General features: G+C 68.1%; 18 protein-coding genes and 1 riboswitch. Of the genes, 11 read left to right on the forward strand and 7 right to left on the reverse strand.

The features are described 5' to 3' along the window. Positions 1-145 precede the first annotated feature (145 nt). From ACFOPI_RS05605 to ACFOPI_RS05625, 5 genes are all read left to right on the forward strand, one after another. A complete protein-coding gene (locus ACFOPI_RS05605) occupies positions 146-1,738 on the forward strand; it encodes an ABC transporter substrate-binding protein (RefSeq protein WP_382171908.1) in 1,593 nt (530 codons plus the stop codon). A 170-nt stretch (positions 1,739-1,908) separates the two neighbouring features. Next, positions 1,909-2,937: an ABC transporter permease subunit gene (locus ACFOPI_RS05610; protein ID WP_382171911.1), complete on the forward strand. Its 1,029-nt coding sequence runs from the start codon at positions 1,909-1,911 to the stop codon at positions 2,935-2,937. After that, on the forward strand, positions 2,934-3,791 hold the full coding sequence (locus ACFOPI_RS05615) for an ABC transporter permease subunit (protein WP_382171914.1): 858 nt from the start codon (positions 2,934-2,936) through the stop codon (positions 3,789-3,791). Before ACFOPI_RS05610 ends, ACFOPI_RS05615 begins: the two co-directional genes overlap by 4 nt. Before the next feature lie 19 nt (positions 3,792-3,810). After that, positions 3,811-4,788, forward strand: a complete 978-nt coding sequence (locus ACFOPI_RS05620) for an ABC transporter ATP-binding protein (RefSeq protein ID WP_382171916.1) — start codon at positions 3,811-3,813, stop codon at positions 4,786-4,788. Beyond that, positions 4,785-5,762 carry a dipeptide ABC transporter ATP-binding protein gene (locus ACFOPI_RS05625; RefSeq protein WP_382171918.1) on the forward strand — a complete coding sequence of 326 codons (978 nt, stop codon included), beginning with the start codon at positions 4,785-4,787 and terminating at the stop codon, positions 5,760-5,762. The genes ACFOPI_RS05620 and ACFOPI_RS05625 overlap by 4 nt, the downstream gene beginning before the upstream one ends. Positions 5,763-5,988: 226 nt before the next feature. On the opposite strand, the gene ACFOPI_RS05630 is transcribed toward ACFOPI_RS05625, so the two are convergent. The 4 genes from ACFOPI_RS05630 to ACFOPI_RS05645 form a co-directional block, all read right to left on the reverse strand. Beyond that, positions 5,989-7,776 carry an ABC transporter transmembrane domain-containing protein gene (locus ACFOPI_RS05630; protein ID WP_382171920.1) on the reverse strand — a complete coding sequence of 596 codons (1,788 nt, stop codon included), beginning with the start codon at positions 7,774-7,776 and terminating at the stop codon, positions 5,989-5,991. A 34-nt stretch (positions 7,777-7,810) separates the two neighbouring features. Then, on the reverse strand, positions 7,811-8,044 hold the full coding sequence (locus ACFOPI_RS05635; RefSeq protein WP_382171922.1) for a hypothetical protein: 234 nt from the start codon (positions 8,042-8,044) through the stop codon (positions 7,811-7,813). A 155-nt stretch (positions 8,045-8,199) separates the two neighbouring features. Beyond that, positions 8,200-9,300, reverse strand: a complete 1,101-nt coding sequence (locus ACFOPI_RS05640) for a lipocalin-like domain-containing protein (RefSeq protein ID WP_382171925.1) — start codon at positions 9,298-9,300, stop codon at positions 8,200-8,202. Next, a complete protein-coding gene (locus tag ACFOPI_RS05645) occupies positions 9,300-11,867 on the reverse strand; it encodes an FtsX-like permease family protein (protein WP_382171928.1) in 2,568 nt (855 codons plus the stop codon). Before ACFOPI_RS05645 ends, ACFOPI_RS05640 begins: the two co-directional genes overlap by 1 nt. A gap of 93 nt (positions 11,868-11,960) precedes the next feature. Between ACFOPI_RS05645 and ACFOPI_RS05650 the strand changes: the two genes are divergently transcribed. Then, positions 11,961-12,131 (forward strand): hypothetical protein, encoded by a 171-nt coding sequence (locus tag ACFOPI_RS05650; protein WP_382171931.1) that lies wholly within the window; start codon positions 11,961-11,963, stop codon positions 12,129-12,131. Positions 12,132-12,207: 76 nt separating this feature from the next. Here the strand turns inward: ACFOPI_RS05650 and ACFOPI_RS05655 are convergent, their stop codons facing one another. Then, complete coding sequence (locus ACFOPI_RS05655) at positions 12,208-12,600, reverse strand: hypothetical protein (RefSeq protein ID WP_382171934.1); 393 nt, start codon at positions 12,598-12,600, stop codon at positions 12,208-12,210. A gap of 122 nt (positions 12,601-12,722) precedes the next feature. Continuing rightward, positions 12,723-12,825, forward strand: a riboswitch (TPP riboswitch). A gap of 60 nt (positions 12,826-12,885) precedes the next feature. Here ACFOPI_RS05655 and ACFOPI_RS05660 point away from each other — a divergent pair. The 5 genes from ACFOPI_RS05660 (at position 12,886) to ACFOPI_RS05680 (ending at position 17,075) form a co-directional block, all read left to right on the forward strand. Beyond that, entirely contained in the window at positions 12,886-13,926 is a 1,041-nt protein-coding gene (locus tag ACFOPI_RS05660; RefSeq protein ID WP_382171936.1) for a thiamine ABC transporter substrate-binding protein, read from the forward strand. After that, positions 13,923-15,509 carry an ABC transporter permease gene (locus ACFOPI_RS05665; protein WP_382171939.1) on the forward strand — a complete coding sequence of 529 codons (1,587 nt, stop codon included), beginning with the start codon at positions 13,923-13,925 and terminating at the stop codon, positions 15,507-15,509. Before ACFOPI_RS05660 ends, ACFOPI_RS05665 begins: the two co-directional genes overlap by 4 nt. Next, positions 15,502-16,155 carry an ABC transporter ATP-binding protein gene (locus ACFOPI_RS05670; protein ID WP_382171942.1) on the forward strand — a complete coding sequence of 218 codons (654 nt, stop codon included), beginning with the start codon at positions 15,502-15,504 and terminating at the stop codon, positions 16,153-16,155. Before ACFOPI_RS05665 ends, ACFOPI_RS05670 begins: the two co-directional genes overlap by 8 nt. Positions 16,156-16,204: 49 nt before the next feature. Next, on the forward strand, positions 16,205-16,648 hold the full coding sequence (locus ACFOPI_RS05675; RefSeq protein WP_382171945.1) for a hypothetical protein: 444 nt from the start codon (positions 16,205-16,207) through the stop codon (positions 16,646-16,648). Positions 16,649-16,727: 79 nt separating this feature from the next. Then, a complete protein-coding gene (locus ACFOPI_RS05680) occupies positions 16,728-17,075 on the forward strand; it encodes a heavy metal-binding domain-containing protein (RefSeq protein ID WP_382171948.1) in 348 nt (115 codons plus the stop codon). On the opposite strand, the gene ACFOPI_RS05685 is transcribed toward ACFOPI_RS05680, so the two are convergent. Beyond that, positions 17,047-18,309: a lytic murein transglycosylase gene (locus tag ACFOPI_RS05685; RefSeq protein WP_382171951.1), complete on the reverse strand. Its 1,263-nt coding sequence runs from the start codon at positions 18,307-18,309 to the stop codon at positions 17,047-17,049. The genes ACFOPI_RS05680 and ACFOPI_RS05685 overlap by 29 nt on opposite strands. 16 nt (positions 18,310-18,325) lie before the next feature. Beyond that, complete coding sequence (locus tag ACFOPI_RS05690) at positions 18,326-19,690, reverse strand: MBL fold metallo-hydrolase RNA specificity domain-containing protein (protein ID WP_382171954.1); 1,365 nt, start codon at positions 19,688-19,690, stop codon at positions 18,326-18,328. Positions 19,691-19,738 lie beyond the last annotated feature (48 nt).

Below are 19,738 nucleotides of genomic sequence, written 5' to 3' on the forward strand. Positions count from 1 at the left end.
GTTCTTGATACGGGTCAAGTGGAACTGTGGTTCGACACCAGTGGCACCAACGCAGGTGACAGCGGCACAGGCATTTGTCTTGATAATCATTTTTCACCCGACGGGCGAGCACTCCGCTGCGCCCGCATAACTTGAGGAAGACCCTATGTTTGAAGTGAAGAAACTGGTGCTGGCGCTGGGCATGACGGCCGTTGCCGCTGCGTCGCATGCTGCGGGCACGCTGATCTATTGTTCCGAAGGCAGCCCGGAAGGCTTCGACACCGCGCAATACACGGCTGGCACCACTTTCGATGCCGCCGGCCACGCGCTCTTCAACCGCCTGACCCAGTTCAAGAAGGGTGGTACCGACGTGGAACCCAGCCTGGCCGAGTCCTGGACTGTTTCCGCCGATGGCCTGACCTACACCTTCAAGCTGCGCAAGGGGGTGAAGTTCCACACCACCGACTACTTCAAGCCCGGTCGTGACCTGACCGCTGACGATGTGATCTTCACCATCGAGCGCATGGTCAACAAGGAGCACGCCTTCAACAAGGCCTACCCGGCGCAATTCCCCTACGCCTCCGACGTGGGTCTGGAAAGCAACACCGAGTCCGTGACCAAGACAGATCCGCTGACCGTGGTCGTCAAGCTCAAGAAGCCCGACCCGGATCTGCTGGTCAAGCTGGCCATGCCGTTCGCCTCCGTGCTCTCCAAGGAATACGCCGACAAGCTGCTCGCCGAAGGCAAGGCCAGCATGATCAACCAGCAGCCGGTGGGCACCGGCCCGTTCGTGCTGCGCCGCTATGAGAAGGATGCGCAGATCCGCTACGCCAAGCACAAGGACTACTGGAACGCCAAGGGTGTGCTGGTGGACAACCTGATCTTCGCGATCACCACCGACGCTTCGGTACGCTTCCAGAAGCTCAAGGCTGGCGAGTGCCACATCATGTCCTTCCCCAAGCCGCAGGACATTGCCGCGATGAAGGCCGACCCCAACCTGAAGGTCGACACCGCGCCAGGTTTCAACATCGGCTACCTCTCGTACAACACCGAGAAGGCCCCGATGAACAAGCTGGAAGTGCGCCAGGCGCTGGACATGGCGATCAACCGCAAGGCCATCATCGACGCCGTCTACCAGGGCCAGGGCCAGGAAGCTTCGAATCCGTTCCCGGCCTCGCTGTGGTCCTACAACAAGAACCTCAAGAACGCCGCTTACAACCCCGAGAAGGCCAAGGAGCTGCTGAAGAAGGCGGGCGTGGCCGAAGGCACCGAGATCACCCTCTGGGCCATGCCGGTGCAGCGCCCGTACAACCCCAACGCCAAGCTGATGTCCGAGATGATCCAGGCCGACTGGGCCAAGGTGGGCATCAAGGCCAAAATCACCCAGTACGAATGGGGTGAGTACCTCAAGCGCATGAAGGCCGGCGAGCACGACACCGGCTTGATCGGCTGGACCGGAGACTACGCCAGCCCCGACAACTTCCTGGGCGTGCTGCTGACCTGCGAAGCCGTGGGTGGCTCCAACTACGCGCGCTACTGCAGCAAGGACTTTGACGGCTACACCCTCAAGGCCCGCAACAGCACCAACCAGAAAGAGCGCACCGAGCTCTACATGAAGGCGCAGGAGGTGTTCAAGAAGGACCTGCCCTGGACGACCATCGCCCACTCGACGGTGAACCAGCCGATGCGCAAGAACGTGTCCGGCTTCGTCATCAGCCCCTTCGGCGACTACAACTTTGAAGGCGTCGGCGTGAAGTGACCCCCCGCGCCGCCTGCGGCGTCACCCCCCCAGGGGGCAACGCGTGCGGCCCGGCAAAGCCGGTTCCGCCGCGTTCTTGAAGGGGCATTTTGCTCCGGTCAGGTTTCAGGCGTCATCCGTGACGCCTGATTCTTTTTTCGCGTTTGTACAACAACAAGGAGTGATCTCCGATGCTGAGATACCTTCTCCAAAGACTGCTGGTGCTCATTCCCACCTTTCTGGGCATCACGCTGCTGACCTTCTCGCTCATCCGGCTGATCCCGGGCGATCCGGTGGAGGTCATGATGGGCGAGCGCACGCTCGACCCGGAAATGCACGCCGCCGCGCTCAAGAAGCTGGGCCTGGACCAGCCGCTGTACGTGCAGTACGGCCGCTACCTGGCTGACCTTGCGCAGGGCAACCTGGGCCAGTCGCTCAAGACACAGGCCAGCGTCTGGACCGAGTTCAAGTCGCTGTTCCCCGCGACGCTGGAGCTGGCGCTGTGCGCGCTGCTGATCGCACTGGTGTTCGGTCTCATCGCTGGGGTGCTCGCCGCCGTCAAGCGCGGGACGTGGCTGGATCACACGGTCATGACCGGAGCGCTCACCGGCTACTCGATGCCCATCTTCTGGTGGGGCCTGCTGCTGATCCTGATCTTCTCGGTCGGCCTGGGCTGGACGCCGGTCTCCGGCCGGCTGGACCTGATGTTCGATGTGCCGCCGCAGACCGGCTTCATGCTGATCGACGCCTGGCTGGCCGAGCAGGCCGACCCCGAGCTCAACGCCGGCGCCTGGTGGGACGCGGTGCGCCACCTGATCCTGCCCGCCATCGTGCTGGGCACGATCCCGCTGGCTGTGATCGCGCGCATGACGCGCTCTTCGATGCTGGAGGTGCTGCGCGAAGACTACGTGCGCACCGCGCGCGCCAAGGGCCTGTCGCCCACGCGCGTGATCTTCGTGCACACGCTGCGCAACGCGCTGATCCCGGTGCTGACCGTGGTCGGCCTGCAAGTGGGCACGCTGATGGGCGGCGCGGTGCTGACCGAGACCATCTTCTCCTGGCCGGGCATCGGCAAATGGCTGATCGAGGCGATCGGCCGGCGCGACTACCCAGTGGTGCAAAACGGCATTTTGCTGGTCGCCACGCTGGTGATCCTGACCAACTTCACCGTGGACCTGCTCTACGGTGTGGCCAACCCACGCATCCGGGTGACCTCATGAATTTCAAAGAATTCTGGCGAGCCTTCTCGCTCAACAAGGGGGCTGTGGCTGGTCTGCTGTTCATGGCCGTGGTGGTGGTGCTGGCGCTGTTCGCGCCGCTGGTCGCACCGCACAGCCCGATCGAACAGTACCGCGACCATTTCCTGCAGGCTCCCGTCTGGGCCGGTGGTAGCTCGCAGTTCCTGCTGGGCACCGACGAGCTGGGTCGTGACCTGCTCTCGCGCCTGATCCATGGCGCGCGGCTGTCGCTGCTGGTCGGTCTGGTGTCGGTTCTGATGGCCCTGGTGCCAGGGGTGATCCTCGGACTGGTGGCGGCGTTCGCTGGCAAGTGGGTCGACGCGACCATCATGCGTGTCATGGACATCGTGATGGCGCTGCCGTCTCTGCTGATGGCGGTGGCGATCATGGCCATCCTCGGCCCGGGTCTGGTCAACGCCATGATCGCGATCGCCCTGGTGTCGCTGCCGGCCTATGTGCGGCTGGTGCGCGCTTCGGCGATGAGCGAGCTCAAGCGCGACTACGTGACGGCCGCTCGACTGTCGGGAGCACGCACGCTGCGGCTGATGTTCGTGACCGTGCTGCCCAACTGCACCGCGCCGCTGATCGTGCACGCCACCATGAGCTTCTCCGCCGCGATCCTTGAAATCGCAGCACTGGGCTTCCTGGGCCTGGGCGTGCAGCCGCCGCTGCCCGAGTGGGGCACCATGCTCGCCTCGGCGCGCGACTACATCGAGAGCGCGTGGTGGGTGGTGACGCTGCCGGGCCTGACCATCCTGCTGTCGGTGCTGGCGATCAACCTGGTGGGAGACGGGCTGCGAGACGCGCTCGACCCCAAACTCAAGTCGGCCTCATGAACGGGCAAGGAACACCAACATGAGCCTTCTGGACATCCAACAACTGAGCGTCGAGTTCGGCGCCAAGGGCCGTGGCTTCCGTGCGGTCGACGGGCTGGACCTGCAACTGAACCAGGGCGAGGTGCTGGGTATCGTCGGCGAGTCGGGTTCGGGCAAGTCGGTCTCGATGATGGCGATGATGGGCCTGCTGGCGGGGCAGGGGCGCGTGAACGCGCAGCGCCTGAACTTTGACGGGCAGGACCTGCTGAAGATCAGCGATCGTCAGCGCCGCAAGATCCTGGGCAAGGACATGGCCATGATCTTCCAGGACCCCATGACCTCCCTGAACCCGTGTTTCACCGTGGGCTACCAGCTCGAAGAGGTGCTGCGCGAACACATGGGCCTGCGCGGCGCGGCGGCGCGCGCGCGGGCGCTGGAACTGCTGCAGATGGTCGAGATTCCGGGCGCGCAGAGCCGGCTGGACAGCTACCCGCACCAGTTCTCCGGCGGCATGGCGCAGCGCGTGATGATCGCGATGGCGATCGCCTGCAACCCCAAGCTGCTGATCGCAGACGAACCGACCACGGCGCTGGACGTGACCATCCAGGCGCAGATCATGGAGCTGCTGGTGCAGTTGCAGCAGGCGCACCACATGGCGCTGATCCTGATCACGCACGACCTGGCGGTGGTGGCCGAGGTGGCGCAGCGCGTGGCCGTGATGTACGCTGGCCAGGTGGTCGAACAGGGCCCGGTGGACCGGCTGTTCGCCGCGCCCTCGCACCCCTACACCGCCGCGCTGCTGCAGAGCGTGCCCGAGCACAGCCGCGGTGCCCGGCGCCTGCACACACTGCCGGGCATCGTGCCCGGCCAGCACGACCGGCCGGCCGGTTGCCTGCTATCGCCGCGCTGCCCGAAGGTTCAGCCGCGCTGCCAGAACGAACGCCCCGGGCTGCTCGCCCATGAGGGCGCCCAGGTGCGCTGCTTCTTCCCCCTTGTGGCCGAGGAGGTGGTGTCATGAGTCAGGATCTTCAGAACGCCACGCCGGTGATGCAGGCCGAGTCGCTGACGCGCCACTACGGCGTGTCGCAGGGCGCCTTCAAACCGAAGCTGACCGTCAAGGCCCTCGTCGACGTGTCCTTCTCGCTCGCCGCCGGACAGACGCTGGCGGTGGTGGGCGAATCGGGCTGCGGCAAGAGCACGCTGGCGCGCCAGCTCACGCTGATCGAGGAGCCGACCGAAGGCCGATTGCAGGTGGGTGGTGAGTGGGTGGTGCCGGGCGACCGCGCGCAGTACAAGCGGTTGCGCAGCCAGGTGCAGATGGTGTTCCAGAACCCCTATGCGTCGCTGAATCCGCGCCAGAAGATCGGTCACCAGATCGCCGAGCCGCTGCTGCTGAACACGACCATGTCGGCGGACGAGCGAAAGCAGAAGGTGCAGGCGATCCTGAAGCTCGTAGGCCTGCGCCCCGAGCACGCCGACCGCTACGCCCACATGTTCTCGGGCGGCCAGCGCCAGCGCATCGCGATTGCGCGCGCGATGGTGCTGCAGCCCAAGATCCTGGTGGCGGACGAGCCGACTTCGGCGCTGGACGTGTCGATCCAGGCGCAGGTGCTGAATCTGTTCATGGACCTGCAGGAACAGCTGCAGACGGCGTATGTGTTCATCTCGCACAACCTCGCGGTGGTGGAGCACATCGCCGACCATGTGATGGTGATGTACCTGGGGCGCGTGGTGGAGTCGGCGCCGAAGGATGCGCTGTTCGCGGGCGCGCTGCACCCGTATACGCAGGCGCTGCTGTCGGCGACACCGTCGATCGATCCGGCGCAACGGCAGAAGAAGATCCCGATCACGGGCGAGCTGCCGAGTCCGCTGAATCCGCCGTCGGGCTGTGCGTTCCACAAGCGGTGTCCGCGGGCGGATGCGCGCTGCTCTTCCGAGTTGCCGTTGTTGCGGGCGGTGGAGGGGCGGCTGGTGGCTTGTCACCACGTCTGACTTCTTTGGTCTGACGCTTTTCCTTCAGCGCTCTGGCTTGGCTGGCAAGGGCAGGTGGTGCGGGTGGTCGTTCTCCGTCCCACCTCGCGGGTGTCTGTGCGGGTGGGCCTGCTGCAGTTCGTCAACGACTCTGTGGTGGTCCGCCGTGCGGGCAACCGCGAATGGGGACTGCGCCCGCCCACCCGCATCACCCTGCGCGAGGTGCGGGCAATCAAACCAACAAAGCTCAGGCAGAAAACTGCAGAGCAGCCAGCCGCGCATACACCCCACCGAGCGCCACCAGCTCGGCGTGCGTGCCTTGCTCCACCAGACGCCCGTGGTCCAGCACAAGAATGCGGTCGGCCTGCTGCACGGTCGCCAGCCGGTGTGCGATCACCAGTGTCGTGCGGTCCTTCATCGCCGACTCCAGTGCCGCCTGCACCATGCGCTCGCTCTGCGCGTCCAGCGCACTCGTCGCTTCGTCGAGCAGCAGCAGCGGCGGGTTCTTGAGCATGGCGCGCGCAATCGCGATGCGCTGGCGCTGGCCGCCAGAGATCCGCACGCCGCGCTCACCCAGGAAGGTGCCGTAGCCCTCGGGCAGGCGCACGATGAACTCGTCTGCAAAGGCTGCCTTCGCGGCGGCGCGCACCTCGTCATCGCTGGCGCCAGGCTTGCCGTAGCGGATGTTCTCCATCGCGCTGCTGGAGAAGATCACCGGGTCCTGCGGCACGATGCCGATGCGCTCGCGCAGCGCCTGCAGGCCCATGCGCTGGATCGGTGTGCCATCCAGCGTGATGGTGCCCGTGGCCGGGTCGTACCAGCGCAGCAGCAGGCCGAAGACCGTGGTCTTGCCGGCGCCGCTGGGGCCGACCAGGGCCACGGTCTGTCCCGGACGCACGTCCAGGCTCAGACCGGACAGCGCGGGCTGGTCCGGGCGCGAGGGGTAGTGAAAGGTGATCTGCTCAAAGCGCACCGTGCTGCCACCTTGCGGCAAGGGCACGGACACCGGTTGCGCCGGCGACTGCACCGGCGACTCCAGCACCAGCAGCTCCATCAGCCGCTCGCTTGCACCGGCCGCGCGCAGCAGGTCGCCGTAGACCTCGCCCAGCACCGCCACCGCGCCCGCCAGGATGATGATGTAGACCACCGTCTGGCCCAGGTGGCCGGCGCTGATCTGGCCGGCGATCACCGCCTGCGTGCCCTGGTACAGGCCCCACAGCAGCAGGGCTGCGGTGCTGATGATGATGAAGGCGATCAGCGCGGCGCGGGCGCGGCTGCGCCGCACGGCGGTGAGAAAGGCGTTGTCGGTCGAGGCCGAGAAGCGCTGCGCCTCGCGGTCCTCGGCCGCGTAACTCTGCACCACCGGAATCGCGTTGAGCACCTCGGCCGCGATGGCGCTGGAGTCGGCCACACGGTCCTGGCTGGCGCGCGAGAGCTTGCGCACGCGCCGTCCGAACCACATGCTGGGCGCCACCACCAGCAGCAGGATCAGCAGCACCTGCGTCATTACGTAGGGGTTGGTCCAGATCAGCATGCCCAACGCGCCGATGCCGGTGACCGCGTTGCGCAGGCCCATCGACATCGACGAACCCACCACCGTCTGCACAAGTGTGGTGTCGGTGGTCAGACGCGAGAGCACCTCGCCGGTCTGCGTGGTTTCGAAAAACTGCGGGCTCTGGCGCAGTACGTGGCTGTAGACGGCATTGCGCAGGTCGGCCGTTACGCGCTCCCCGATCCAGCTGACGAAATAGAAGCGCACCGCTGACGAAAGGCCCAGCAGCACCGCCACGGCAAACAGCTGCAGAAAGTGGCCGCGCAGGGCCATGGTATGGTCGCCGCGGTCGGCCGACACCAGTCCGCCGTCAATCAGCTGGCGCAGTGCCAGCGGAAACAGCAGCGTGGCCACGGCGGCCAGTGTCAGGAACACCAGTGCGCCGGCGATCTGCCAACGGTAGGGCCTCAGGAACGGGAACAATCCGCTCAGGGATGTGGGGGTGGTGGCGCGGGGACGGTCTGCGGAAGACAGGGTGCTCATGCCCCCGAGTGTGCCGGCTTCGCGCCGGCCTGGCTCATTGCGGGGCGTGCTGACCGGTCACGCGGCTGTGGGCCTGCTCCAGCGCCAAGATCAGGTCGTCGATCTGTTCCATGAACTGGTCGCGGCTGGCGTACGGGTGGCGGGTGATCAGTTCGGTCGAGCGGTCGGCCAGTTCGGGCTCGCCGGCCTGGCGGGCCCAGCGGCGCACCTCGCAGTAGGCCAGCAGGGCGAGGCGGCCCATATCGCCGATGCGGCGGGCGTGTTGCATGTCGCCGAGGAGATCCTCAAGGCCAACTTGCAGGGGAGCAGTGGTGGTACCCATGGTGCAGCGCAACATTATGGGTAAAACCGTTATGGGTTGCAACGAGTGAGCGCGGTTTAGGGGTTTCTCCCTTGTTTTGACGGTCCGCCGCCCTTGTGTGCTCAGAGCACCAGCCGCTTCGCGTAGCCGGTCATCTCCAGGTAGCCGCGGCCGACGTGTTTTCCGTTGCTGTCGTACAGGTTGGACAGTCCCTCCCAGTACACCGTGCCGGTGCTGCCTTGGGCGTCCAGCTCCTGCGGGTCGATCACCGCCTTGACGGTGTAGAAGTCCGCCGGGGTGCGAACCATCCACTCCACCGGATAGCGCGCGCGGGTGCGCGGGCTGGTCCAGTGGCGCTGCGGCACCCAGTCCAGCTCTCCGGGCCGGAAGCGGTAGATGTCGGTCGGGCTCTGGGCGCTGCCGGCGGCACGGAAGGACCCGCCGGCCCAGAGCTTGCTGCCGTCTGCGCGCCGCAGCTGGAAGGCGGTGACGCTGTGGCCGTCGAACAGGTTCATGCCGAACCAGTCCCAGCCCACGGCCTCGGGGTGCATGAGCGCCTCGCTCCATTCGTGGTCCAGCCAGGCCGTGCCCTGGACCTCGAAGCGCTCGCCCTTCACGCCCAGGGTGCCTCGCACCGCCAGCTGCGGGTGGCTGACGTAGAAGCTGGCCTGTGAAGCCTCGGGGCCTTTGCGCGAGAAGCCCTGGTCGCCCTGCAGCAGCCAGGCCTGGCGGGGCGTGGCTTCGAGGTCGATCTGCAGCTCGTCGCCCGAAGCGCGCGTGGTGTAACGGCCGTCGGCCTCGCGGCGCAGGAACCAGTCGCGGATGGCCACATGGGTGTCTTCGGCGCTGGCGAACACCGCACGCTCGGTGCGCGCCGGCGGTTCGCCGTTCCAGCGCGCCAGGCGCTGGTCGTGCAGCAGCCGGCCGCTGCGCACATCGGTGATGGCGGCGTGGGCGAACAGCAACTGGCGTGCGGCCAGGCGGCCCGGCAGCGATTCGGTGCCATCGACGCGGCTGCGGAAGAAGGTGATCTGGAAACCGAACTCGCGCCCGCTGGCATCTTTCGCGTGGCCGGTCAGGTACCACCACTCGGTGCGCGTGTCGTTGTGGGTGCCGTGGTCGCGCGGGAACACCAGCGGGCGCGGCACCAGATCGCGTGAAAGCGCAGGCAGCGGCGCCGCCAGTCCGGCGGCGATCAGCGCGCGGCGCGTGAGACCGTTCATCACCAGTCCTCCTTGACGGCCTGCACCGCGTCGCGCCCAGCGGCGGCGCGCCCGGCCAGCCAGGCGGTGGCCGTGCCGGCGGCCACCACGGCCGCACACAGCGCCAGCAGGCGCCACCAGGGCAGAGAGAGCTCCATGGTCCAGTGAAAGCTCTGCGGGTTGACCACGTGCACCAGCACCACGCTCACGGCCAGACCCAATGCCAGTCCGGCGAGTGCGCCCAGGGTCGTCCACGACAGGCCTTCGAGCGCGACCACGCCCAGGATCTGCCGGCGCGTCAGTCCCAGGTGGGCCAACAATCCGAACTCCTTGCGCCGCGCCAGCACCTGGGCGCTGAAGCTGGCCGCCACGCCGAACAGGCCGATGCCGATGGCCACCGCCTGCAGCCAGTAGGTGACGGCGAAGCTGCGGTCGAAAATGCGCAGCGAGGTGGCGCGGATCTGGCCCGCCGAAGCGAACTCGATCAGGTCCTGTGCGCCCGCGGACTGCGCCAGCGCACGGACGGCCTCGCGCACCGCGTCTTCGTCGGTGCCAGGCGAGAGGTGCAGCGCGAGGTCGTTGACGCGGGTGTCGCCCGAGAGCCGCTGGTAGTCCGCCAGATCGATGACCACGCTGCCGTGCTGGCGCACGTAGTCGCGCCAGACGCCGGCCACAAAGAAGCGGGTGCCCGCCGGCAGCTTCGGGAACGCCGGGGCGAGCGCGTCCAGCGCGCCGCCCGGGCGCGCGCCGTGCAAATCCATCATGGCCTCGCTCACGTACACCGCCACGGTGTTGGGCGGCGCCTGCACCGCGTCACCAATCAGGGGCAGGCGCTGGCCGGGCTCGCCGGTGTCGTCGTGCACCAGCGGCCGCGCCAGCAGAGTCACCGCCGGCCGGGCCGGGTCCACCAGCACCTCGGTGGCGCGCAGCGGGTCGACGCGGTCGACGCCTGGCACGGCGCGCACCGCGGCCACGAAGTCTGACGGCAGGACCTGCCCTTGCGCGCCACTGCTCGCACTGCGCACATACAGCTGTGCGGGCAGCACGCCGTCGAGCCACTGCGCCACCGAGTCGCGGAAGCTGGCCACCATCACCGTCAGTGCGACCGACAGCGCCAGGCTTGCGACCACGCCGCTGGTGGCCACGGCGGCGGTCTCGCGCAGGCGCCGCGAGCGTTCGACCGCCAGCAGGGGCAAGGCTTGCCCGGCCACACGAGGCGCCACGCGGTCCAGCAGGGCGCCCACCACCAGCGGCAGCGCCGCGATACCTCCGATCAACAGCAGGCCCACCGACACATAGGCGGCCAGCGGAATGCCCGCAACCGGCGGTGCCCAGGCCAGGGTCGCGGCCAGGACCACCAGCCCCACAGCGAGCCAGTGGCTTCGCCGGGACATCGGACCGGCTGCACCCAGCCCCTTGAGCGCGAGGGCCGGCGCCATGGCCGCCGCCGCGCGCGCCGGCCACCAGCCGCCGACCAGGGCGGCGACCACACCCAGCGCGCCGTAGAGCAGGGCGGCCGGCGTGCTCCAGTGCAGCGACGGCGCGACGCCCGAAAAGTAGCCTCCGCCCAGGTCGCCTCCCAGCAGCCGCAGCGCAGCCACCGCCAGCCCGGTGCCCAGCGCCACGCCCAGCGCGCTGCCGATCAGGCCCAGCACCGCCGACTCGGCAAGCACCAGGCGCAGCCGCTCCGGCGCCGAGAGACCCAGGACGCCGAGCAGCGCAATCTGCTGCTGGCGTCGTGCGACCGACAGCGAGAGCACTGAGAACACCAGGAAGCCGCCGGTGAAGAGAGCCACGAGGGCCAGCACGGTCAGATTGACCCGGTAGGCGCGCGAGAGGTTATCGGCGCGCTCGCTCGCCTGACCGGGCGGCTGGGCGATCACATACGGCGGCAGGGCGAGTTCGCGCAGCAGGGCTTGCGCATCGGTGCCCGGCGCCAGACGCAGGTCGATGCGGCTGATTTCTCCGATGCGGTCCATCAGCGCCTGCGCCGCCGCGATGTCCATCACCATCAGGGGTGCGCCGGACGCGTTGACGGTGCCGGCTACCCGCAGGGTCGCGCGCTCCAGGCCACTCTGCACCTGCAGCGTGGCCGGTAGATCGCCCGAAGGCGCCAGCGCCTGGCTCGCCGCCGGGTTGAGGAACACCGCATCGGGGGCGAACAGCTCGAAGCGCCCCCGGCCCGTTGGATCGTCGCCCGGCGTGGGCAGCGGCATCAGCGCGGGCGAGACGGCGGCCACCGACAGGGCATCCACGCCGACCAGCCGCACGCCCAGGCGCTGGTCATTGGCGAGCAGAACCGATGTGGACACTTCCAGCACCGGGCTCGCGGCCGCCACACCCGGCGCCTGCGCCACCGGCTCCACCAGGGCGTCGTTCAGCCCGCCCTGGCGCGCGCGCAATGAGAGGTCGGGCTGACCGTTCACCGCGCTCACCGCCCCGGAAAACTCCGCCAGCGCCGACGCATTGATCAGCTGCACCGCCAGCGCCAGTGCCACGCCCAGCATCACCGCCACCACGGCCGCGGCCGTGCGCCAGGGGTGGTGGCGCAGTTCCTGCCAGGAGTAGGTCTTGAGCAGCGCGAACATGGTGCGAGCTTAGCGCCGCACCCCGGCACCTGGGCGGGACGTGGTCATGTGGTCCAATACGGGGTTTCCAACCAACTTTCCCTTGAGACTGACATGGGCAACAAAATCGTCACCGAAGCCGACCGCAAAGCCTCCCCCCGTCCCACCGCCGCCAACGGCGTGGTGCTGCCCACCCCCGGCCGTGGCCAGCGCGTGAGCCTGGAGCGTGGTGTGGCCACCCGCACCAAGAAGAACCCCGGCAAGCGCTCGAAGAAGGGCGGCTGATTGCCCGGGTTGTCGCACCCGACCTCAGGAAAAAAGGCCCGTCAGGGCCTTTTTTCTTGGCTGCAGAGCCTCAGCATTACTCCAGTCTGATCACCTCGCCGTTGGCGACGCGTGTGAGGTAGACCGTGTTGCCAAGCATGCGTGCTTCGGAACAGCCGCTGTTTGGTATGCGGTTCCATTCAATGCACATCTGGCTGCCTTCGATTCGCCAGCGCCCCGAGTCGTTGGTCTGGCCCGCGTTGACGTACACGAAATCGCTCTTGAACTGCAGCCGGACCTCGCCGCCACTGGCAGTGCGGTAGGAGAACGAGTTCCCCGTCAGTCTTTCCTTCAACACCTCGGGCGCCACCGGCTGGGCGTCGGGCGGGAAGGTGGGCAGCGGCGCTGCCGACTGTGCACTTGCGAAAGAGGGAATGAAGCCGAGACACAGGGTGACCAGCAGTGCGGGGACGGTCGGGGTGTGTGACATGGGCATTTCCTTGAAAAATCGCATGCTAGGGCTTGGCCCGCCCGTCGCGCCAGCAACATCCCTTTGGGCTGACAGGCATGGAGCGGGATACGCCGCCAGACGTTGCCACAACCTACAATCTCGCGTTTCACCGGGGGTGCGCCGCCGCAAGGCCTGGGCGCTGAGAAATACCCCTCTCACCTGATCTGGGTTGTGCCAGCGTAGGGAGCGTGACAAGCCGGTCCGCCGTTTGCCGTGGTCCGTCCTGCTCAAGCCCTCGCGGGCGTTTTGACAAGGCGGCTTCACATGCAACGGCGGTTTCTCTTTTCGGCGCTCTTCTCCCTCTCTTCGTTGTCGCTCGCGGGCCTGGCCCAGGCGCAGGCACCCATGCCGCTGCGCGTGCTGACCCACAGCTCGTTCGACCTGCCCAAGGAGCTGCTGGCGCAGTTCGAGAAGGACGCGGGCGTGCGGCTGCAGATCGTCAAGGCCGGTGACGCCGGCGAGATGACCAACAAGCTCATCCTGACGAAAGCCAAGCCGATTGCCGACGTGGCCTTTGGCATCGACAACACCCTGCTGCCGCGTGCGCTGGCCGCCGGCGTGGTCGAGCCCTACACCGGCCCCGCGGCGCAGCGCGCGGCCGCGGTGAGCATGGACGGCGGCGTGGTGCCGGTGGATTTCGGCTACGTCAATCTCAACATCGACAAGGCCTGGTTCGCGAAGAAAGGCCTGGCCCTGCCGGCCTCGCTGGAGGACCTCACCAAGCCCGCCTACGCCAAGCTGCTGGTGGTGCAGAACCCCGCCACGTCCAGCCCCGGCCAGGCCTTCCTGTTTGCGACCATCGCCGGCCTGGGCGAAGAGGGCGCTTTTGAGTGGTGGGGCCAGATGCGCGGCAACGGTGTGAAGGTGGTCAAGGGATGGACCGAGGCCTACTACACCGAGTTCACGCGCAACGGCGGCACGCACCCTATCGTGGTGAGCTACGCCAGCAGCCCGGCGGCCGAGGTCTTCTACAGCAAGGAAAAGATCACCGAGTCGCCCACCGCCAACCTGTTCCTCAAGGGCGGCGTGTTCCGCCAGGTTGAGGGTGTGGCCTTGGTCAAGGGCGGCAACCCTGCGGCGCGCGAAGCCGCTGGCAAGTTCATCGAGTTCCTGCGCTCGGCGCCGGCGCAGCAGGCGCTGCAGACCACCATGTGGATGTACCCGGCCGAAGCCGGCGCGGCGCGGGTGGACGTGATGAAGGCGCATGCCGTCGAACCGACGGTGTTTGACAACCCGGCTCCCGCCGAGATCAACAGCAAGGGCAAAGCCTGGCTGCAGCGCTGGACCAAAACGGTCCTCAAGTGAGCCTGTCCCGCCGCTGGCTGCTGCCTGCACTGCCGCTGGTTTTCCTGGCGGTGGTGCTGGTGGCGCCAGTGCTGCGGCTGCTGGCTGAGGGGCTGGCGCCCGGCGCGGCCGATGCCGAACCGCTGCGCTGGCTCGACGTCTGGCAGGACGATCACCTGCGCTGGCGCGTGCTGTGGTCGTTCGCGCAGGCGGCCATCACCTGCGCCCTGGCGCTGCTGCTGGGCCTGCCGTGTGCCTGGGTGCTGGCACGGCGTGAGTTTCCGGGCCGCAGACTGGTGCTGCGCCTGCTGATGCTGCCCTTCGTGGTGCCGACCCTGGTGGCGGCCATGGGCGTGCTGGCGCTGTGGGGACCGCGCGGCCTGGTCGGCGGGCCGCTGGCCGAGGCCGGCATCGGACTGACCGACACGCCCTGGCTGCTGCTCTACGGCAACCTGTTCTTCAACCTCTGCCTGGTGGTGCGCGCCGGGGTCGACGCGCTGGAACAGGTCGGCGCTCAGCGGCTGGCGGCCGCACGCACCCTGGGCGCCACACCCTGGCGTGCGTTCTGGCGCATCGAGTGGCCGGCCATTGCACCCTGGCTGGCGTCGGCGCTGTGCCTGGTGTTCCTCTACTGCTTTGCGGGCTTCGGCCTCGCGCTGGTGCTGGGTGGCCAGCGCTTCGCCACCGCCGAGGTCGAGATCTACACCCTGGTGGCGCACGAGCTGGAGCTGGGCCTTGCGGGTGTGCTCGCGGTCTGGATGATGGCGCTGACCGGCGCGGTCGCGCTGGCCTATGCCTGGCTGGAACGGCGGCTGGCCGCGCCGGCGCGGGTCACACCGGTGCTGCGGCAGCGGCCCTCGGGCGCCCTTCAGTGGCTCGGCGTGGCCGGCGCGATGGGGCTGCTGGTGCTGGTCTGTGTTGCGCCGCTGGCGGCCATTCTCTGGCACGCCGCGGCGGCCCTTTTTTCCGGTCAGGGTGCGGCCGTGCTCACCGACCCCGAAACCTTGACCGCGCTGGGCAACACGCTGCGCTTCTCGGTGCTGGCCGTCGTGTTTGCAACCACGCTCGGCCTGTCGCACGCCTTTGCCCTGCAAGGCGCGGTGGCCTGGCGCGCGCTGGCCTTCCTGCCCTTCGTGGTCTCGCCCGTCAGCGTGGCCTTTGGCCTGCTGCTGCTCTACCCCGACTGGAGTGCGAGCCTCGCGGTGCTGCTGGCGGCGTATGCGCTGCTGGCCTGGCCCTTCGTCACCAAGTCGGTCAGCTCTGCGCTCGACAGCCTGCCCGCCCACTATGCGCAGGCCGCGGCCACACTCGGCGCCTCGCCCTGGCGCGTGTTCCGTCGCGTGACCCTGCCGCTGATCGCACCCGCGCTGCGGCGCGGCATGGCCTTCGCCGCCGCCACCGCGCTGGGTGAGTTCGCGGTCACGCTGTTCCTCTCGCGGCCCGAGTGGACCACGCTCACCACCCTTATCCACCAGCACCTGGGCCGGCCCGGTGCCGTCCAGCTCGACGCTGCCTTCGTGCTCGCGGCGCTGCTGATGGCGCTGGCGCTGCTGGCCTTCCTGCTGATCGAGGGACGCGACAGGGACAATGCCCTCCATGCTTGAACTGCGCAACATCCACAAACACTGGCATGACGCTGCGGAGTGGCCGCTGCTCTCGGGTGTGAACCTGCGCGTTGACGCGGGCGAGACGGTGGCGCTGCTCGGCGCCTCGGGCAGCGGCAAGAGCACGCTGCTCAAGATCGTCGCCGGGCTCGAAGCGCCGGAGCAGGGCAGCGTCTGGTTCGATGGCGTGGACATCACCGGCTGGCCGCCAGAGCGGCGCGGCTTCGCTCTGATGTTCCAGGACTTCGCGCTCTTCCCGCATCTGAACGTGCGCGACAACGTGGCCTTCGGCCTGATCGAGCAGCGCGTGCGCAAGGCCAAAGCCCGCGAGCGCGCGCAAGCCATGCTGGCGCGTTTTGGCCTGGGTGGTCACGGCGACGCTCGGGTCTGGACGCTCTCGGGCGGCGAGCAGCAGCGCGTGGCGCTGGCGCGGGCGCTCATCACCCAGCCGAGAGCACTGCTGCTGGATGAGCCTTTCAGCGCGCTGGATGCCCACCTGCGCGAGCAATTGCGCGACGAGTTCCGCGAGCGCATCGCCGAGGCGGGCATGACGGCCATCCTCGTCACACACGACGCACAGGAGGCCCAGGCGATGGCGCAACACGCGTGGACCCTGCGCGATGGGCGCCCACAGTCCCTGTGGTGAGCATTCGCCGACGACCGGCGGGGCCGCCGCGTTGCATGAGAATGGCAGCATGGACGCATATCTGCTGATCGGCAACGCCAACACCCGCAAGACCTCCGTCATCCGCAGCCTGACCGGTTGCTTCAACCGCAGCGTGCGCGACATCCAGCTGCAATCCGGCAGACCGGTGCGTTTCTATGCCCGTGTCGGCGCGTTGCAGAACACCCGCACGACGCTGGACGATTTTGTACAGGAGGTGAACCGTTCGCGCTGCGATGCGGTGTTGTTCTCCCTGTTGCCGAATGCCGTGCACACGGACCTCATGGACTACCCCGACGCCTTGACCTATGTGACGGGTCTGCGCGAGCGAGGCTGGCGCATCAAGGGCGTGGCGGTGCTCGGACAGGACGGCGGTGGCGTGCGCGCGACCAACCTGCGCCAGTACATCCAGGCCGGCACCGCGCCGATCAACGTCACGGCCCGCGAGGTGCGTGCGCAGTTCGGCTGGCTCTGACCTCCGCCGCTGGAACGTTGGGTCAGAATGGGTGGGCACCCGCCACGCGGTGCGTCTTCATTTCAACCGGAGCACACGAATGGGCTGGTTTTCCAAAAGCACCGACGGATTCTTCCTCTCCACCACCACGCCACCGGACATCCAGCAGAAGCAGTACCTGGGCGTGGTCAACGGCGAAGCCATCATCGGCGCCAACATTTTCCGCGACATGTTTTCGTCCGTGCGCGACGTGGTCGGTGGCCGGGCGGGAGGCTATGAGCGCGCGCTGTCCGGGGCGCGCGACGCGGCACTGGAAGGACTGATCGAGGCGGCCAAGGAACTGGGCGCCAACGGCGTGATCGGCATCGACTTCGACTACGAGGTCCTGGGCGAGACCAACGGGATGATGATGGTGGCCGTCAGCGGGACGGCGGTGAAGCTGGGGTAATGTCCGCGGCAGGCAGTGACGGCGGCGTCTCGGAGCGCAAAGCCTTCAACAGCTTCATCCCCCCACGCCCATTGACCTCCTGCCCCAGCCGCGCCTGCTCGGCGCGGATCGCGGCGCGGCTCTTGTCGCCGAGCATGCCGTCGACCAGTCCCACCTCGTGGCCGGCGAGCAGCAGCAGGACCTGCAGTTCGCGCCGTTCGGCGCGCGAGAGGCCCGGGTCGTCCGTGGGCCAGGGGGTGGCGAATGGGCCGGCGCCGCGCAGGCGGTCGCTCAGGTGGGCGATGGCCAGGCCGTAGCTTTCGGCGGCGTTGTAGCTGTAGATTGCATCGAAGTTCCTGAACACCAGAAAGGCGGGGCCGGTCGGTTCCGAGGGTGTCATCAGGCCGGCGCTGCCCAGGCCCGTGGGCAACGGTGAGCCGTCGACCTTGCGCAGCCCGCGCGCCACCCATTCGCTCACTGGCCGTTTGCTGCGCCGGCCCTCGCCGTCGGTGCTGAAGCCGGACGGCAGCTGCACCTCGAAGCCCCAGGGCTGGCCGCTCTGCCAACCGGCCTTGGCCAGGAAGTGGGCGGTGGAGGCCAGCGCGTCGGCGGTGTTGTCCATCAGGTCGCGCTTGCCGTCGCCATCGCCGTCGACCGCCAGGCGCTCGAAGGTGCTGGGCATGAACTGGGTGTGGCCGAAGGCGCCGGCCCAGGAGCCGACCAGGCGCTCGGGCGCGATGTGACCGGCCTGCAGGATGCGCATCGCTGCGTACAGCTCACCTTGAAAGAACGACTGGCGTCGGCCGTAGCAGGACAGCGTGCCCAGCGCCTGCACCAGCGGGTACTTGCCCAGGCTCTGGCCGAAGTTGCTCTCCACGCCCCAGACCGCGACCACGGTGGCGGGGTCGACACCAAAGCGTTGCTGCACCCGTTCGAGCACCGCTGCGTGCTGCTGCAACATGGTCTGACCCTGCTGCACGCGCTCGTCGTCGACCAGACCGCTGAGGTAGTCCCAGATCGGCATGCTGAACTCGGGCTGGTAGTTCAGCTTGTCGATCACGCTCATGTCGGGCGCGAGGTCGCGGGTCAGGAAGCGGAAGGTGGTTTCCGATACGCCCTCGCGGCGCGCGTTGTCGCGCAAGCCGTCGAGGCACTGGGTGAACTCGGGCGGGATGGCGGTGGGTTCGGTCTGCGCGAAGCCAGGCAGGGCGATGGCCAGCGCGGCAGCCGCCAGAAGCGGTGAGAGACGGTTCATGAAAACGGAAAAGGAATCAGACAGCCCAGGTGGAACCGTGTTCGGGAACGAGGGCGCGCCAGCCGAGTTCGTGTTCGATGCGCTGGCGCAGTGCGTCGGAGGCGCCCAGGTCGCCGTGCGTGATGAACACGCGGTGAGGCGCGTGCGGTGAGGTGCGCAGCCAGTCCATGAGCTGGCTGGCGTCGGCGTGGGCCGAGGCGGACTGCAGCTGCACGACCTCGGCGCGCACCGACACGTCCTGCCCGTGGATGCGGATGGCCTTGTTGCCGCGGGACAGCGAATCGCCGCGCGTGCCCGGTGCCTGGTAGCCGGTGAGCACCACCATGTTGCGGTGGTGGCCCAGGTAGAGCGCCAGGTGGTGCAGCACGCGGCCGCCGGTGGCCATGCCGCTGGCGGCCAGGATGATCTTGGGGCCGTGCTGCTGCGCGATCGCCTTCGATTCGTCCACGCTGCGCACCATCTTCGCCACGCGCTCCATGTCGCGGCACTGCGCGGCGTTCAGGCGGTGCTCGCCCAGGTGGCGGTCGTAGAGGTCGGTGGTGTGCACGGCCATCGGGCTGTCAAGGTAGATCGGCAGGCTGTGCGGCAGCACGCCGTTGGCCTTGAGCAGGGCGATGGCGTGCAGGATTTCCTGCGCACGGCCCACGGCGAACACCGGCAGCACCGCGGTGCCGCCACGCGCGGCCACGCGCTGTAGCGCCGGACCGAGTTCGGCCAGCACGTCCTCGTCGGGATGTTCGCGGTCGCCGTAGGTGGATTCGATCACCACCGCGTCGGCGGCGGGTGGCTTCTCGGGCGGCAGCATCAGCATGTCGTCGGGCCGCCCCAGGTCGCCCGAGAACAGGATCTTTTTGCCGCTCACCTCCAGCAGCAGGCTGGCCGCGCCCAGGATGTGGCCGGCGCGGATGAAGCGCGCGGTCCAACCGTGCAGCGGCTCGAAGGCGCGGTCCATGGGCACGGCGTGCAGCAGCTTGAGCGAGTCGAGGGCGTCGGCCTCGGTGTAGAGCGGCAGGGCGGGCGCGTGTTTGGTGAAACCCTTGCGGTTGGCGAAGGCTGCGTCTTCTTCCTGGATGTGGCCGCTGTCGGGCAGCAGGATCTGCGCAAGGTCGCGCGTGGCCGGTGTGCACCAGACCTTGCCGTGGAAACCTTCCTTGGCCAGCAGCGGCAGGTAGCCGCTGTGGTCCAGGTGCGCATGCGTCAGCAGCACGGCGCCGATGTGGTTGGGCAGCACCGGCAGGGGGGCGCGGTTGCGCAGGCGCAGCTGCTTGTAGCCCTGGAACAGCCCGCAGTCGACCAGCAGGCTCTGACCGTTGAACTCGACCAGGTATTTGGACCCGGTCACGGTGCCGGCGGCACCCAGGAAGCGGATATGGACGTTCATGCGGGGCATGTTACCCCTCAGGAGGAAGGGAATGCCCTGGGCGCCAGG

The sequence above is a fragment of the Hydrogenophaga luteola genome (assembly GCF_042648585.1).
Taxonomy (GTDB): Bacteria; Pseudomonadota; Gammaproteobacteria; order Burkholderiales; family Burkholderiaceae_C; genus Hydrogenophaga; species Hydrogenophaga luteola.

What these genes read in the sequence shown, in the direction of transcription:
- ACFOPI_RS05685 (WP_382171951.1), bottom strand. Translation starts at nt 18,309, where the DNA reads ATGAACCGTCTCTCACCGCTTCTGGCGGCTGCCGCGCTGGCCATCGCC.
- ACFOPI_RS05670 (WP_382171942.1), top strand. Translation starts at nt 15,502, where the DNA reads ATGCTTGAACTGCGCAACATCCACAAACACTGGCATGACGCTGCGGAG.
- ACFOPI_RS05605 (WP_382171908.1), top strand. Translation starts at nt 146, where the DNA reads ATGTTTGAAGTGAAGAAACTGGTGCTGGCGCTGGGCATGACGGCCGTT.
- ACFOPI_RS05680 (WP_382171948.1), top strand. Translation starts at nt 16,728, where the DNA reads ATGGGCTGGTTTTCCAAAAGCACCGACGGATTCTTCCTCTCCACCACC.
- ACFOPI_RS05645 (WP_382171928.1), bottom strand. Translation starts at nt 11,867, where the DNA reads ATGTTCGCGCTGCTCAAGACCTACTCCTGGCAGGAACTGCGCCACCAC.
- ACFOPI_RS05675 (WP_382171945.1), top strand. Translation starts at nt 16,205, where the DNA reads ATGGACGCATATCTGCTGATCGGCAACGCCAACACCCGCAAGACCTCC.
- ACFOPI_RS05655 (WP_382171934.1), bottom strand. Translation starts at nt 12,600, where the DNA reads ATGTCACACACCCCGACCGTCCCCGCACTGCTGGTCACCCTGTGTCTC.
- ACFOPI_RS05625 (WP_382171918.1), top strand. Translation starts at nt 4,785, where the DNA reads ATGAGTCAGGATCTTCAGAACGCCACGCCGGTGATGCAGGCCGAGTCG.
- ACFOPI_RS05650 (WP_382171931.1), top strand. Translation starts at nt 11,961, where the DNA reads ATGGGCAACAAAATCGTCACCGAAGCCGACCGCAAAGCCTCCCCCCGT.
- ACFOPI_RS05635 (WP_382171922.1), bottom strand. Translation starts at nt 8,044, where the DNA reads ATGCAACACGCCCGCCGCATCGGCGATATGGGCCGCCTCGCCCTGCTG.
- ACFOPI_RS05640 (WP_382171925.1), bottom strand. Translation starts at nt 9,300, where the DNA reads ATGAACGGTCTCACGCGCCGCGCGCTGATCGCCGCCGGACTGGCGGCG.
- ACFOPI_RS05630 (WP_382171920.1), bottom strand. Translation starts at nt 7,776, where the DNA reads ATGAGCACCCTGTCTTCCGCAGACCGTCCCCGCGCCACCACCCCCACA.
- ACFOPI_RS05660 (WP_382171936.1), top strand. Translation starts at nt 12,886, where the DNA reads ATGCAACGGCGGTTTCTCTTTTCGGCGCTCTTCTCCCTCTCTTCGTTG.
- ACFOPI_RS05620 (WP_382171916.1), top strand. Translation starts at nt 3,811, where the DNA reads ATGAGCCTTCTGGACATCCAACAACTGAGCGTCGAGTTCGGCGCCAAG.
- ACFOPI_RS05615 (WP_382171914.1), top strand. Translation starts at nt 2,934, where the DNA reads ATGAATTTCAAAGAATTCTGGCGAGCCTTCTCGCTCAACAAGGGGGCT.
- ACFOPI_RS05690 (WP_382171954.1), bottom strand. Translation starts at nt 19,690, where the DNA reads ATGAACGTCCATATCCGCTTCCTGGGTGCCGCCGGCACCGTGACCGGG.
- ACFOPI_RS05610 (WP_382171911.1), top strand. Translation starts at nt 1,909, where the DNA reads ATGCTGAGATACCTTCTCCAAAGACTGCTGGTGCTCATTCCCACCTTT.